A 15,473-nucleotide genomic window follows, 5' to 3' on the forward strand; every position below is an offset into this window, starting at 1 on the left:
CATCATTTCGAGAGGATCGGTATGAGGCGTTTCCTGGTAGTAGGTTGCGGTGGTTCGGGAGCAGTCACGCTGTCCTACATGATGGATCAGCTGCGCTCTGATCTCGCCGCCGCTGGTATCGAAAAGATCCCTGCCGGCTGGCAATTCGTGAGCCTCGATGTGCCGACTGCTCCAGAGACTGGGCCCGACGGTCTCAACAACGTGCGCGATCAGGGCGGCACATATTTCGGAAGCGGGCCGCAAGGAGATTCATATGCGGTCCTGGACAACGCACTCTCGAACCAGCTGGTCGCGCGTCAACAGTTGAGCTCGATCGCCACGTGGGCGCCTCGCGATCCGCGGAATGTGCCAGTGCCGATCGGTTCTGGCGCAGGTCAGTTCCGGGCTCTCGGCCGCATGATCACGTTGAGTAAGACAACCGGGATCAGCGAAGTGTTGCAGCGAGCGTGGGACACACTGTTCACGGTGGCGACCGAGACCGAAATGCGCGCGCTCGATGTCCCTGGTGGTGGTTCGTTCGACCCGGGCGAGTCCCCGATCGTACTTGTGGTCTCTTCAATGGCCGGCGGTGCGGGAGCGTCGATGGCTTTGGACGTCTGCCGACTTCTCACCCTCGTACCCCGTCTGGATCCTCGGATGATGGGTGTGTTCATGGTTGCCCCCGACATTTTCGACGGGTTGGGCAAAAGCGCCACTACCGGGGTGAGCGCCAACGCCCTCGCAATGCTCGGGGAAATCGTCGCGAGCCAAATGGGTTCCGCGCGTGAGCACGACGTTGCGATCCTGAAAGCTTTGGGCCAGCAGAACGGTGACGGAGCCGAAGTGCCCTTCGCTCGGGTTTTCCCAGTCGGCCGCCGAGTCGGAACCGAAGGCGCACCGTTCGGTGACGGTTCGCAGAACGCGATCTATCGCGGTCTGGGGCGAGGTCTCTCGGGTCTGATGATGAGTGGTGCCGCTACTCGGCAGTTTATCCAGTACGACTTGACCAACGGTGGTGGGTTGGCGGGGTTGCGCGAGCACATCGGATGGGGCGCCGGGGCATGGGACAGCCTGCCGTGGGGCACTTTCGGGTTCTCGAGTTTGAGTATGGGCCGCGACCGGTATGCCGAGTACGCCGCCCAGCGGCTCGCTCGCAGTAGTGTCGATCGACTGCTGGACGGTCACCTTCAGCGGGGTAACCCGGCGTCCGATGAAGAGCAGGTCAACTCCATCCTCGACAGTCAGTGGCCGTCGATCCTGGCACGTGTCGGACTGTCCGATCGGAATGCAGGAGGTGGTGCTTCACCTGCGAATGTCGGTGGATGGATTACCGGGACTGTGTTGCCTTGGGATGAGGTTGGTCGGATGTCTCGCCAGATCGTCGAAACGCAACTTCGCCCGTTCATTCCGTCCGGGGACGGCATGAACGCCAAGCAGTGGGTTCCCGATGTCCACCATGCTGTTCGTGGGCGTTCTACGGCCTTGCGGACAGCGTCTGACAACGCCGCACTTCTGTACGCTTTCGGGTGGCAAGATCGTATCGTCCACAACATTGAGTCTACGGTCGCCGAAGCCGTGGCCACTCTCGGATTGCCATACGCCACAGCCATTGTCAATCGTATTGCGGTCTATCTGCGCGACGTTATCCGTCCAGCCGCCGAAGATCTGTCGAAGTTGTCACCTGCAGACATCGCAGCTCCGACGCCCGGCGTAACGGGAACCCTCGCAAGCCTCAACGGTACGATCCCGATGAGCCGAGCAGTCATCGATTCTGTGGTCGTCGAATATCAACAGAATGTCAATCGGCAGATATATTCGACCCTCTCAGGCAAGGTCCGCGACGTTGCGGCAGCGCTGGTCCCCGAGATCATGACGCCGCTGTTGACTGCGCTCAACGAGTCTCAGACCGTGTTGCGAATCGCGAGTAAGTCGCCGGCTATCGATGTCGGGCTGGCACGATTGGAGACAGATCAGTACGCAGCGTGGCCGTCCGATGCCGCGGAACGTGTTCCGCAGCGATTTGCCGAGGCCAACAACGAGGTCATGCTGACGCCGTCATCGGAGTTCCTGTCGCAGTACCGAAGTGACCTTCCGATGGCGGTTGCGGACGACTCAGCCGTGCCACCTCCATTCGAATCTGCCGTCCAGATCGCAGCGAGGCGCGTCGTCACGGGACTCTGGCCCACGACTGACGGCTCGCGAGCGCCGGGCCAGGTCGTGCCGTTGATCGAACGGACCGCGACCTGGCGATCCAAAGCGTTTCCAGTCAATCCGTCAACCAACGAAGCGCTCATTCCCTCGGCTGCTCGCTACGACATTCACTTGCGTAGCGGTGAGTTGCTAGGACGTGCCAGGTCATATGTTTCACGGACAGGCGAATCTTTCGACCGGTTCTGCAAAGTCACATTGCGGGACTATATCGTGACGGCCGGCGTGCCAGAATACGAACTGTCGCAACGAACTTCGCTTCTGATTTCGAAGTTCGGTGAAGCGCTTTCACTGGCTCGTCCTTTGGCCAGCGTCAACCAGCAGGCAATGGAAGCGCTCCATCCGGGTCAGCAGATCGCCTACCGATACAAGTTCTCCGCTGTGCCGTTCCTCAACTTGCCCGTCTCGGACTTGCTGGAGCAGGTGATCAGTCATAATCCGAAGATCGACCGTGAGACCGCGGACGGCTTCGGTCGTGTTCTGACTGACGAGGGCGGGCTCAAAAGGCTCGACATTTTTGGTTCGTACCCGAACTACTCACCGCTTGCTTACGACTCGGTACTCAAGCCGGCCGCGAAACAATGGGCTGACTCGACGCCCTCGCAGCAGGAGGCGTTCTGGTCTATGCGCCGGTCCAGGCCATTGGCAGCCTCGTTGCCGATGCACGAGAACGAGCGTCGTGCGATGACGGCAGGCTGGTTCCTCGGCTTGGTGCTCGGTCGGATCCGAATTCCAGCGCCGCCTTTTATTGAACCTGTCCGCGTGTGGTCAGCGTCCGACAGTGCATGGCTGGACTTCCCCAATCCGTTGCTTACACCTCCATCTCGTTTCGGCGCTAACAACGACTGGTTGCCGGCCGTCCTCGAGTCGGTGCTGCTGGCGATGGCTCAGTCGCATCAGCAGCCGGTGATGTCCTCGCTGTATCCGTATCGGGCGCTGAGATCGATTTATGATGCGACGCTGGAGGATCCGGCGCGCGGGATCAACGAAATCTCAGCAAAGGCCGCGATGACGGACTGGCTGCGCACAGGCGACACACAAACAGGGTGGCCATCAGCGGTACCTGAGTCCGGCCACGCTTCCACGATTGAGGAACGCAGCGCGAAGACTATCGAGTGGCTCGATCGCCTGAACGCATTTGCCGGCCATCACTACATGGCTCCGGGAGAAGGCGGAGCGGCCGGGGGTGGCACCTTTTCCCTGATTACATCTAGGGGTCAAGCTGCCAAGACCCCGATTTTTCGAGACCTCGCACCAGACGTCTTCTGGGCCACGGCCGAGTTGTCGTCGATGGTCAAGGAATGCGAAGAGGCAGCGCTCCGGCCGGTTCAAACCGGCATTCCCGCAATGCCTTCGGCCGGTTACGGAGACAACGACATCGTGATTCCCGACTTAGGACAGTTCTGACATGAGTGTGTTGACGGTTTTTCTCGCGTCCAACGGGCCGTCCGACGGCGTACGTGACGTCCTCACGGACCTGTCGGCAGCGGGGCTGCTCGACCCCTTCTTGTGGATCGACGAAGATGAAGGGTTGTCCGGTGTCTCGGGCGTGCATGCCCTCTCAGTCGACGGCGGTGAGACAGCCAAGGTCGCATTACAGGACATATTGGCGTCGAGGAGGGTTGCGCGGGTCAGGCTCTGTGTCCTGGTGCCCTTCATCGAGGGTGCTCAGACGGTTCGAGTCGAGTCCGAACGTGCAGTGGCAGACATGCTGGTGTCCAACTCGGGTAGCGCACAGCTGGTTCGAATCAGGATGATACTTACTCGCGGTGGTTTACAGGTGCCGGACTCGGCGGCTCCGGCACTCGCGGGTTGGCACAACCTGTTGATTGCTCCCGAGGATTCGAATGGTCCAGGGATGGGTCACGTATCCCTTTCCCCGACTACAGACCCGATCGTGATCGGACGAAGCGCGGCTCCGGTTGTCGCCGGAATAGCCGGTTTGTGGGCACACGTTGAACATGCCCCGTTTGACGACATCCATATCGTTCCGGGCGATGCGATTCGGTTGGTGCGTTCGTTCTACCGGAGGTTGGAGACGTCAGGTGCCGAGCACGATCTGCGGGAGCGTGTACTCGATATAGGTGGGCCACTGCCGCTGCCTTTGGACGCGGGCGGCAGCGTGGTCTATGTCGAGGACGTTCCGTTGGCTACCGGGACGATGGCTCAGAACCTGTGGGCAAAGCATCGAGGCACGCTCGTCGGGGTTCGTGTGCCGAAACCAGCAGACGTTGGGTCGCAGGCGATCGGGTTGTGGCGAGCATTGGTGATGTTCTTCAGCTTTATGGGTTCTGCTCTGCGCAATGCTCCGATGGCTTTCTACAACCGAGTGTCGAAGGGCATTTCGGGAGCTGTCGCATCAACGGTCAACTCAGCGGTATTCGGTTCCGATTCTTCGGCGTACACGATTGTCGTCAACGGTGTGGGTCCCGATGGGCGTTCGGTGAAGTGGAGCGATTTCAGTGAAGCATCCCATCAGATGATGACTGCATTGGATCCAGGAACCGAGAGTCGTCACCACTCCGCAGCCACAGATCTCTCGAGGCTGTGGAACGACTATTGCGCTGGCGCGTTGACTTTGGCCGATGCGGGGGAGCGGTCACAGGGGTTGACACCCATTCAAGTCGGTGCGAATCGCGCCGTCATTCGCACTGCCGGCGATATCGTTCCGGGCAGGGATCAACGATTCACCGATGTCCCGGGAATCATCGCGGCCAGTACCGGCGTCTCGAGCTTGGATGCTCACGACGTGCTGGCTATCTCCGAATTCCGTTCGCAGTTGCGTGAACTCGAGCAAGATCAAGTTCTGGGCTTGGAAGCTCGTCGAACAGCCAGCGCAGTGGATACCTGGGGGCAGACCATTCGACGTTCGTACGGATTCGCATTCGGCCAGATTCTGGCAGGCGGTATACACGCGGCACGTACAGAAGTCAGTGGCTTACTTTCGAGGTTGCGCGCGCACACCGGATTCGAGGACCAGTCCGAGGGCATAAGGATGCGTCAGCGTAGTCTCGCTCGATGGGCACAGGTCATCACCTTCGTCACCGTGCTCATTCTCGGCACTGCCGGGTACGCGACTTACCGTGAAGCGTTGGTTTGGTGGCATTTGGTGCTGATCGTCTTGGTGACGTTGCTCGTTTGGTTTTCCAGCTTGTTCATTCTGTTCAACAGAAGCCAGCAAGAACTCTTCCAGATGATCAACAGACACCGAAGAGGTGCGGGTGAATTGGAAGCGGATCAGGCGAACCTTCGCACAGCACTGCGTGACTTGGATCGACTTTCCGCTGCCTATCGCCAGCACGTCTCTTGGAGTGCAGCACTCGGCTCCTTTTTGTCCGAGCCTCTCGGACGGGCGCCGGCAAGGTCGGGCTCGACGCGTCAAATCGATTGGGGGCTGCCACGTTCTGCAGGGATCGGATCAGCGCGACCGGCGCCGGCTCGAATTGTCGAGGTCGCAGAACGGCTACGAAGTGAATTATTCACAGTTGGCTGGATGACGTCCCCCTGGGACGGATTGACTCGCTCTGCCGGCGATCATGTGGGTGCGCTGGGTCTGGATATTCGACAGAATCCGGAACTGCTTTACACCAAGCAGGGCACCGGTTCTGGTTCAGCTCTTGACGTGTGGTCTGACAAGTTGGCTGCCGGTGACATTGTGCTGGACGGCGCGGATGTTGTCTGGGAACGAGCATTGGAAGAGCTCGCCGGACCCAAAGCGTCTTTGATTCGCGACCTGGTGTCGTCGATCGAGGTGCATGACGAGGGGCAGTCGACGATGAAGTCGATCGATGGTTTCATGGCCGGTGTTGGAGTTTCGGGTGAACTCGCCGAAGGCGGATACTTCGATCGGACGATGCTCACGGATCTCGCCTCGACAAGTGGACGCGCGGCGGTATGTGGGGGACGGGCGAATCAGGTGCGCCTCGGACTGGGATTGATCGCGGTGACCACTCAGTTCAGTGAGGGTCTGTCGCGTGAAGAACTCGAATTCGGTAAGCCGTCCACAGCTGTCGACGATGACTATTCGTACGAGATTCCCGTGTCTCCTGATTCTGAAGCCCTCGACGGATTCGGACGTTCGTCCATGGAATCACCTGTGTCCGATCCCTTCCGTGCGCCGTCAATTGACGGCATGAACTTCTGAGGAGTCGAGCGATGAGCGGTCAGGTGCTTGAAGCGCTCCTCCAGTGGAGGACAGGTGCAATTGCCGAAGATCAACTTCAGATCGGGGTGATCAAGGATGCGCACCTCACTCAGATTGCGCGCTCCAACAGGCGAACCACCTCGGAGATCGAATCGATGCTCCCACGCACGGCCAAACCGATGGCCGGCCACATCGCGAACGTAATCGCGGGGGTTGAAGAGAGCGGGTCGGACCGCGACGCAGCGAACCCGGCGCAGGCTTCGCAATCTGCCGAGGTAGTTTCGGCGCCGGCGTCGCCGACCATTGGCAACATGTTGGATCTGACGTCCGACGATTTTTGCGAATTCGACTATTCGACCGACGGGTCCAACGATGCCAAGTTACAGGCGAAAAGGTCCCAGGGTGGGTACCGCATCGCGTGGGAACCGTTTCAGGTCGCTGGAGGTCAAGTAGTCGTCTATCGCGTCGTCTCCAGTGAGGAGCACGCCGCTTACAAGCCAGAAGTTGGTGAACTGCTCGGATCGACCATGGAAACTTCGCTGACTGATTTGCGGCCACCGAGTTCTGCGCTGCGCTTTGTTCAGGTCTGGTGTCATGTCGGGCGAACTGTCGCCGATGCCGCATCTGAGCAGCCGATATTGTTGGGCACCGCTCAGATCATCAGTCCAGTAGTGGATTTGGCGATCTCAGAGGACGAAGGTACCATCATCGGTCGCTGGGACACTTGGCCGGGCGTGAAAGTCGTTCGCGTGATGAGGACTTCGCTTTCGGGCGCCCTCGGGTCTGCCGGTCAGGTTCGACTTCACCCCGACGACGATAATCTTGGCGGGTTCGTGGACTCTACCGCCGAGCGTGGTCAGCGCTACCTGTATCGGGCGATCTGTGAAGTCCCGGTCGGGAGCGGTACCGAGCTGTCTCCGCCAGTTGAGGAGGTTGTGCAGGTCTCGGTGATTCTGTCGCCGGTACTTGATCTTTCGGTCGATACTTACGGCGACGCCGACGAACCACGCTTCGATCTGCAATGGAGCAGCCCTCCGGTTGGCAAGGTAGTCATCTACCGAACCGAAACAGGCCCGAAGCCGGGTGTCGAGGAATCGGTTTTGGCGGAGGGGGCGTTGGAGGCGTCCGGCGGGTTGCCGACTGATGCTCGCCTGATTCATCCGATCAAGGGTGCACAAACCGGAAACTGCGTGATGGCCGAGGTGTCGTGGCCGCGTGGATGGACGCGCGCTTACTTCACACCAGTCACGACGCTCGACAACGCGGTTCAGGTTGGTAAGACAGTAACTGCCACAAGACCGTTGGGCGCCGTCCGGCATTTGCGGCTCGTAGAACGCTGTGCCGAGCAACTGCTGACCTTTGCGTGGCCGGAGGGCGCAGCAGCCATCGAGGTTCACGTCAGCAGTCGCGGCATGGATTCGGCAAGTGCACTGGCGCAGCCGGCCGGCCATGAAATCTCACGGAGCAGATACGAGCGGGACGGGGGTCTGCACTTCCCATCTCAATTGCCCGCCAACGGTTGTTCGGTGCACGTAGTGCCCGTGTCGTACACGGCGGGGAACAAGGTGCTGGGTGCCCCGAGCGTAGTCGACTATCCAGGACTCCTTCGCGTGCAATACGACGTCATCGCGCGTAGCGCAGGTTTGGTGCTTGACATTGCATTGGCTCCGGAGCGCGACACGCATGGTTCCCCACCATTCATCCTGGTCTACAACGCAAATCGACTGCCGCTGAGTTCGATGGACGGGACCGCGGTTGATGTGTGGGCAGCGGGTACGGACGGCCGTGGACGTGGGAAGCAGTTCCAGCCGGTGCAGCTAAATCGAGCGGACCGGGGAGTGACGTGGAGTGCCGACGTTCGAGGACTCTACGGTTACGTCCGCCTCTTTGCCGATCTCCTGCCGACCCATCGAAGCACTTTTGCACTGATCGACCCAGCTGTCGAGAAGCTCTGGGTTGACGGACGCGAGATAGCGGGCGGGCAAACAGGATGACCACTGGCGGCTTCTCGGAAACCGACTTCACGACCGGGGTCCTGGCGGGCGATCAGCGAGCAGTTCCTCGTTGCGGTCAGTTGACATACACGTCGTTCGATCGACCGACGGCTGGACGGGGTCAGGTACTCGGCGGCTGGCAGGTCAAGGCTGTTGCAGGCGGGCTCGACGAGTTCGAGCAAGATGCGGTGCGCGTCGGAATCAACACCCGGTTCGAGACTGTGGTTGCGCTACCGACGTTTCCGACGCAAGAAGAAATCGAAGGTCGGCCACGGCGTTTGCACTACGGCCCACTGATCGGCGACAGCGTCGCATATTGGCACTCTGTGCAGGCGGGTTCCGACGCATCGGGTCGACCAGGCAACGTCTTTGTGCACGTGCTCGTCGATCGAGCCCCACTGCTTCCACCGCTTCGCAGGCCGATTTCGCTGTGGCGCTCGTCGGGTTGGTTGACACCGTTCGGAGCAGAGCTCGTGGCCGGATCCGAACTCGTCGAGACAGAGCCATTTCCGGAGGGGGAGGTCCTCGAACTGTCGAGGATCGTGAACTTCGTGCTTGATCCGGGTGTGTGGCGGATCGGCGTGCTCTCTGTGTTGCTCGATGCCGTTCAGGACGCGATCGCCAAGCGGGGCACTGTCATTCTCGGCGTCGAGGATCCGGAGCGTGGCGCTTTGTGGGTTGGCGCGGTGAGTGCCTTGATGGCGTCGTCAGCTGCTGCGCGATTCTACTTCTCGACCTACGAACGTCACCCAAGTCGGGAAGACCTCGAAGCATTGAACGTGCATCTGGTGTGTGTGCCGATTGAAGATCTTGCGGAGCTCGAGCTCCCAGGAAGTGTTGTCGTACTGAGTGAGCTCGAGACACCCTCGTTGGGCGAGTTGGACAGTTCGGAGGGGGCCAACCACGAATCTCACCGCACCGAACGTGATGCAGAAGTCGAGGTGACGGAATGGTCGGTCTTGGCGCAGACGGTATTTCTGGACCCGGATACCGCAGTCGAGGCGTTGACACAGTTGGATGACATCGCTGAAGCCGGCCCTGTTTTCATCGCTGAAACCGCGTGGCCATTGGCCGAGCTCGTCATTCGCAACGACATCTTCAGTGACGCTCAGAGCGAGGCAAGGCGTGTGATCGATCGCGTTCAGGCACCAGTTCGCCGTATCGGATCCGAGCAACCGGTGGCTCTGTCGATTGCGCAATCCGGAACCGAATATCACGGATCTCGGCAGGACCCATTCGACAGTAGCAGCGGCGATGTTCCGTCAGTCATGCCATCCGGCGCGATTCAACAGTCACAACGCGTTTCGGAGGGGTATCTTGGTATCCTCGCGATGCCGAATCTCACGCCGGAGCAATCCGAAGCGCGATGGTTTCGATTTCTCGGAATCGTTCGCGAAACCCCGGGATGGTCGACGAAAGGCTTCGATTTCCGGAACATCTTTGGAAGGCTGGACGCTCGCCCGACTCCCGAGCTGCTACGAACGGTGCAATCGGTCGCTCATGGTTTCCTCGATCGGCTGAATATCGAGGCAATGCCTGTGCGGTCGGCTAATTCGCAGTCGGTGGAGATCGAAATCGTTCGATTCGCTGACTTGATCATGAACGCGGGGTTGTTCGACGAAGGGATCGAAGCTCCCGTCCGGGCACTGATTGTCCGTGCGGTCGTTCCTTTGCTTCTGGATGAGTCGACAGTGCAGACATTCACTGCTTCAGTTGGTGCGATCAGCGTTCCGCTACGACAGCTGATCCGTGGGTGCGTTGTCGACGAGCGAGTGAATGGGTCATTTACTGTTCGGCCACTGGGCTTTCGAGTACCTCGTGCAGCGATCGTATGGATGCTGCCTACCGAAGATGTGCAAATTGACGGTGGTATTCGAGGTAACGCGACGGCGGTTGAGGAGCCGACAGTCGCGTTGGTGGCGGACCTGGTACTTCGTACGGTCGCAGATTCACCTCGCTGTCACCTAGGCGAGTGGTCTCCGTTTGTGCCTCTGGCGCTGTGGCGGGTGCTGTGGGAGAGCCGAACGAAGAACGATGCTGAAGCGGCGCAGGCGTACTTTGTCGGTGATGCGACGAGTTTGTTTTCGCCGGAGTACCTGCCGCACGAAGATTTGTTGACTCTTGCTCAACGATTCCCCGATGTTGTTCCTCCGCGATACCTACAGTCGACGATTATCTCATCACGGCAACCGCCTGAAATCGGTTTCGTCTGTGCGAATTTGGTGCGAGACGCGGAGGCCGGACGATTGGCGTTGACGATTGGTCTGCGTGATGTCGACGGCGACGCGACGGCGCTGTCCTGGGCGCAGGTACGATTGGTTGATCGATGGGCAGCCTCGGGATTCGCGGAGTTGGAGCGTGTGGTGGGCCTCATGCGCCCGGCGCTGATGAGCTTCTGCCGGATGAACGCCGCGGAGATCGCTGAATTGTCGACAGACGTTCTGGATCGGTTGGTGGTGTTGCTTTTCGCTTCCCGCTGGGCGCGCGATCGATGTGCTGCGCCGCATGTTCCATTTGTGGGTGACGCCCAGATCAGCGGCTTGAGACACTCGATTCTGGGGTCGAGCGACTACGCAAGAACGAATATCGCCGAGCTGATCAGGTCAGGAATAATCGATCGTGAATGGCTCCTGGTGACCGTGATGTTTCTGACGGACGGCGCCCCTGGGCAGGCACGCCGTCGTCCCGATCTATTGACCAGTCTGGGGTTGGGTAGCGAGAACGGAGTCGGATTGTTGGAATCCTTGGCGCGGGAAACGCTCTCGGATCTACGGGGCTTCGGCGATGAAGTGTTGTCCCCGATCGCAGATATGTTTCGTGAAGAAGTGCGCCGCAGACCGAATGTGGATTCGCAAGCCGAAATCGCAAAGTACCGACCTTTTGTCTGGCAATGGTTCGAGCACTTGGTTATGCCCACATCTGAATCGGAATGTTCGCAAGGCCCACTGGGTCGTCTCGGAAAGGACAAGATCTGATGCCTGCATATGTGCTTGATGGAGCTGGGAGAGTAGATCTCCCACGTCGGCCGTTGGCTGTCACTGCCGACGCAGGTGCAGTGAGTATCGAGCTTTCGGCGACGGCGCAATCGGGAGGATCGGCCGGTGCCGTGCATCCGCGGGCGGGACTGATGATCCTTCCCCGTATCGCTGACGTGACAACTGTGTCCGCTAGACCGGGAAATGGACTCATCGCGTTTCCTCAGGGAACGATTCTGCGCGTGACGATAAGCGTCGACAGTCAGAACGACCCGGACCCCGATCGTGCGGAACTTCGCCCAATGGATGTTTCGGGTCTGCATCGTGCCGATCTGGCAACTGTCTCGGTGGGAGCATCCTCGCTTGAAATCGTCTCGAGGCGAACGGAAATCGATGTAGCCTTGGGTGAGTTGGCGGCGGTCGTGCGATCGAGTGCCCGTGGAGTACTGCGTACCGATCGACTTCGTGATGGCGATGGGTACTCGGTGAGCATTGACATTGACAGTTCTATGTCGATGCTGCCGAGATTCGATGATTTCAGTGCGGCGGCGATCGTCGATCTTCTGGCAGGTGTGTCCACCGTGCTGGGCGACACCACGCCGATGGTTTCGATTCTCGGCGTGCGGTTGAATACCGTTCCCGAATGTGACCTGCGTGAGCTTCGTTCGGTCGTACAGGAGGTTTTGGATTCCGTACCCCTGGGAGTTGGATTCCGCTCCGCACTATCCGCGCAGGCAGTAACCGCGAGGCGCATGGTCTACACGATTACCGACGGTGTGCCGGCGGATCTCGGTATCGCCGAGGCTGATCCCCTGATCACCCGTGTCCTGGTGCTCCTTACGGAAGCAGTTCCGGAGGTGGTTCCTTCTGGCGCTTCTATGGTTGTAATCTCTCCGCGGGTCGTATCGACACTAGCCTCGGACCCGAGTGGATTATCCCGGGTTGTAACACAATTACTGTCACCAGTCATGACTGATTCGAACCCGGGTGGTTTCTCGTGAGTAAATGCCCGCGCTGCTTCGTCAGCCTGACGCCTGATCACTTTGCCTGGACGCTGGTGTCTGGTACAGCTACCGAGGCAGACCCGATTGCCGGGGCATTTCATGGTGGTCAAGTTCTTTCACGCAAGATCGTCAAACTGCGTCGACCGGCCGACGCCCACGCGGGCTGGGCGCCCCCGCCGCAATATGCCGAACTCGAACTCGGTGGACCCGCCCGCGAAGTATGTCCAACATGTCACTATGTCCTCGTCGACGGGTGGCGAAATGCACAAGTCACGTGTATCGCAATGGCTGGTGCGCGAGCGACGGGCAAGACGGTCTACATTGCAGTACTGATCAAGCAATTGCAGTTGCTGGGAGAATCTTTCAACGCCGTAGTCGAACCATTCGACAGCACAACGGAAGCCACGTATCGAGATCATTACGAAGCGCCGTTGTATGAGGCTCGTGGAATCCTGGAAGCCACCCCAGCCGCCCACACCGGAAATCCCTACCAGCGTGACCCGTTGATCTTCAGCCTCGGGCATTGGAACAACGTGTCCCAGATCCTGGTAATCCGTGACGTTGCGGGAGAGGATCTTGAGAACCCTGAGAATGCGCGGGCCCCATGGCTCCAGTTCTTCACGCATGCCGACGGCGTACTTTTCATGTTCGATCCACTCAAGGTGGAGGCGGTGACCAACCAACTCCACGATCTCTTGCCTTCACAAGAGCGTGTCGGAGGAGATCCCAGGACGGTACTTCGCACTGTCCTCGGAATTGTTGGGCTCGGCACTCCTAACTTGGCTATTATCTTGTCGAAATTTGATGCACTGCAAGCCCTTCAATACGTAGAAGGCAGCGAGTGGAGTCGGATCATGTCGAATCCGGGTGCCGCATTCTCGCGTGATTTCAGTCTGCGCCCGGCCCCATACCACGACGGCGACGGTCAGCTTCTCAACCAGGAGGTTCGCAGTCTGCTCAAGAAGCTGGACGCAACGCCAATGGTGATGTCGGTGGACCAGCCTCACACAGGTCGTCCATTGGCCAATCGATATTTCGCGGTCTCTGCATTGGGGGAATCTCCGGTCGGTGACCGTTTGCATGCCAGCGGAATTACGCCTTTCAGATGTCTCGATCCGGTTCGCTGGGTGCTCGCAACCCGCGGCGTGTGGCACTGGCAGTGACCTCATGACTCAATCGGTTCCGGGGGCGAGTGCACCTACGAACTCCCAGATTCTCGATTTCCTCCTCGAAGCGGGTACTTGGCGAACAGGCCTACTAAGTCTGCTGCTCGACGCAGTCGGCGCGGCAATGGACGGTGGTTCCGTTGTCGTTCTCGGTGTACGTGACGACACCGTAGCCAGGCTGTGGCGTGGAGCGGTGTCGATGTTTCTCGCTCCGAGTTCGGCCGAACAGTTCCGATGGCAGCACGCGGAGGGCCGTGGATCAGTGGGCGAAGAAGTGCACCTGGTTACGGTCGCGCTCACAGAGCTCCCTGAATGGGCCGAAGCGAGCACCGGGGTGGTGATCGGCGAGGAGGACAATTGCAGTCTCGGGGAGTTGTCGGTCGACGGCCACCAGACTGAACGCGGGACGTCCGTGACCGTCACCCAGTGGTCGCTGCTGGCCGAGGCACTGATCGTCGACCACGAAACTGCGCTTGCAGCGCTAGCTCTTCAGGAAAAGATCCACCAGAAGTTCGCAGACGAAAGTGTGTATCGATTGTGGCCATTGGCGATGACGGTGGCATCCACACCGGAGATGCACGATTCCATGTCCAGTGCGGCGAATGTCATACGCGCGCATTCGCCAAAGTCACTCTGTGGCGAGTCCGAATTGTTCAACATCGCAGTCGGAGCTGTGGCAAATGTGTACGGCCGCGAAAGTGCAGCCATGTGGCGCGACCAAATGGTTGCTCCGACCATTCCTGAGCCGGAAGCGGCGAGTACGGCGGTCACTTCCTCCGGCGGCGTGAGCGAGAGTGAGGCTACGGATTTGGTTGTCAGCCAATCGGAACTCCGCAGCCTGGTGATGGGTGAGGTCATGGACCTTCCGCCGGACGCCCTTCGATGGGGTTGTTCGGTGTCGTGGACGCAGCCGGCGGTGAACTCGCTCGAGGTCGACGTCGTCGTGTTCCTCCTGGACGAGAACCGCAAGGTGAGCAGTGACGAGGATTTTGTCTTCTACAACGCTCCGGTAGGTGGGAACGGGGCCGTGAAACTGTCGGTGCTGCGCCCCGACATGCAGCGTGTGGATCTCGATTTCGGCGTGTTGGCTTCGCGGTATCACCGAGTGGCGATGGGAATCGTCATCACTGGTCAAGGATCGTTCAGTTCCTTGAACCCTTTGCGAATGATTCTGACGGACAACGAGTTCCCGATTGCAGACTCGGTCTGCGCGCACGCTACCACTGAGCAAGCGATGATCGTCGGTGAGTTCTACATCCGAGCCGGCCGCTGGCGTGTGCGTTCGGTATGGCAGGGCTTCGACGGAGGACTTGCCGAATTGGCCACATCATACGGCGTCGTCGTGGACGACCACGGGTGATCCAGATTGCCGTCCGCCGTCTGACTGTGATAGGTGGATACCTGGGCAACCCTTATTCGGCGTCTGTCCTGGTGGTCACGATGATGCCAGTGTTGTCGGTGATCGCACTCGGATCCCTCGTTTGGCGTCCTCTTGGATACATTTTTGCTTTGTTCACACCCATCTACGTGCGAAACCTGCACCGCTGGATCAAATCCGGGCTGCAGAGGCTGGGTTCGAGAACAGGCGGCGGCACGACTCGTCGGGTGCTCACCTATGCAGTCCTTGTGGTTCTGGCCGGAGCACTGTCCATTCCTGTGGTGCAAGTGTTCTTCCGTGGCGATCTCGGAGCGATGTCTGCTCCATCGGTCGTGGCAGAGATGACCGACGAATGGAGAGGTGATCAGACGCCACACGCAGTCTACGGCGCCACGCCGACGTGGCCGTCGTACGCACCTTGCCAGTTCATCCAGTCCTGGACTGGCCCGACCGCGGCCAGTTCCTGCTACTCGACTGTAGGGTATTTGCGATTGTGGCAGATGCCTACCGCGGTGCCGATGTTGTTCTCTCTCAGCATGATCTACGTTCTTTTCCCTCTCGCTCTGGCCAGATTCGGTCATCGCAACAAGTAGCCCGAGGATTTACTCGCAGGCATTGAAATGGA

At 59.5% G+C, this 15,473-nt stretch carries 8 protein-coding genes; all 8 read left to right on the forward strand.

Annotation, left to right across the window (positions count from 1 at the left end):
* Positions 1-21: 21 nt before the first annotated feature.
* Positions 22-3,594, forward strand: a complete 3,573-nt coding sequence (locus ABWI03_RS23245) for a tubulin-like doman-containing protein (protein ID WP_298772942.1) — start codon at positions 22-24, stop codon at positions 3,592-3,594.
* 1 nt (position 3,595) lies between these two features.
* Positions 3,596-6,331 carry a magnesium transporter gene (locus ABWI03_RS23250; RefSeq protein ID WP_298772944.1) on the forward strand — a complete coding sequence of 912 codons (2,736 nt, stop codon included), beginning with the start codon at positions 3,596-3,598 and terminating at the stop codon, positions 6,329-6,331.
* A gap of 11 nt (positions 6,332-6,342) precedes the next feature.
* Positions 6,343-8,325, forward strand: a complete 1,983-nt coding sequence (locus ABWI03_RS23255; protein WP_298772946.1) for a SaeA-related protein — start codon at positions 6,343-6,345, stop codon at positions 8,323-8,325.
* Positions 8,322-11,300 (forward strand): GAP1-N2 domain-containing protein, encoded by a 2,979-nt coding sequence (locus ABWI03_RS23260; protein ID WP_298772948.1) that lies wholly within the window; start codon positions 8,322-8,324, stop codon positions 11,298-11,300. The genes ABWI03_RS23255 and ABWI03_RS23260 overlap by 4 nt, the downstream gene beginning before the upstream one ends.
* Before the next feature lie 485 nt (positions 11,301-11,785).
* On the forward strand, positions 11,786-12,301 hold the full coding sequence (locus ABWI03_RS23265) for a hypothetical protein (RefSeq protein ID WP_298772950.1): 516 nt from the start codon (positions 11,786-11,788) through the stop codon (positions 12,299-12,301).
* Complete coding sequence (locus ABWI03_RS23270) at positions 12,298-13,467, forward strand: TRAFAC clade GTPase domain-containing protein (RefSeq protein ID WP_081558131.1); 1,170 nt, start codon at positions 12,298-12,300, stop codon at positions 13,465-13,467. The genes ABWI03_RS23265 and ABWI03_RS23270 overlap by 4 nt, the downstream gene beginning before the upstream one ends.
* A gap of 4 nt (positions 13,468-13,471) precedes the next feature.
* Positions 13,472-14,830: a TerD family protein gene (locus tag ABWI03_RS23275; RefSeq protein ID WP_298772955.1), complete on the forward strand. Its 1,359-nt coding sequence runs from the start codon at positions 13,472-13,474 to the stop codon at positions 14,828-14,830.
* A 149-nt stretch (positions 14,831-14,979) separates the two neighbouring features.
* Complete coding sequence (locus ABWI03_RS23280) at positions 14,980-15,441, forward strand: hypothetical protein (protein ID WP_298772958.1); 462 nt, start codon at positions 14,980-14,982, stop codon at positions 15,439-15,441.
* The last annotated feature ends 32 nt before the right edge of the window (positions 15,442-15,473 follow it).

The sequence above is a fragment of the Rhodococcus baikonurensis genome, from assembly GCF_040489275.1.
Classification (GTDB): Bacteria; Actinomycetota; Actinomycetes; order Mycobacteriales; family Mycobacteriaceae; genus Rhodococcus_F; species Rhodococcus_F baikonurensis.

What these genes read in the sequence shown, in the direction of transcription:
- ABWI03_RS23255 (WP_298772946.1), top strand. Translation starts at nt 6,343, where the DNA reads ATGAGCGGTCAGGTGCTTGAAGCGCTCCTCCAGTGGAGGACAGGTGCA.
- ABWI03_RS23260 (WP_298772948.1), top strand. Translation starts at nt 8,322, where the DNA reads ATGACCACTGGCGGCTTCTCGGAAACCGACTTCACGACCGGGGTCCTG.
- ABWI03_RS23275 (WP_298772955.1), top strand. Translation starts at nt 13,472, where the DNA reads ATGACTCAATCGGTTCCGGGGGCGAGTGCACCTACGAACTCCCAGATT.
- ABWI03_RS23250 (WP_298772944.1), top strand. Translation starts at nt 3,596, where the DNA reads ATGAGTGTGTTGACGGTTTTTCTCGCGTCCAACGGGCCGTCCGACGGC.
- ABWI03_RS23245 (WP_298772942.1), top strand. Translation starts at nt 22, where the DNA reads ATGAGGCGTTTCCTGGTAGTAGGTTGCGGTGGTTCGGGAGCAGTCACG.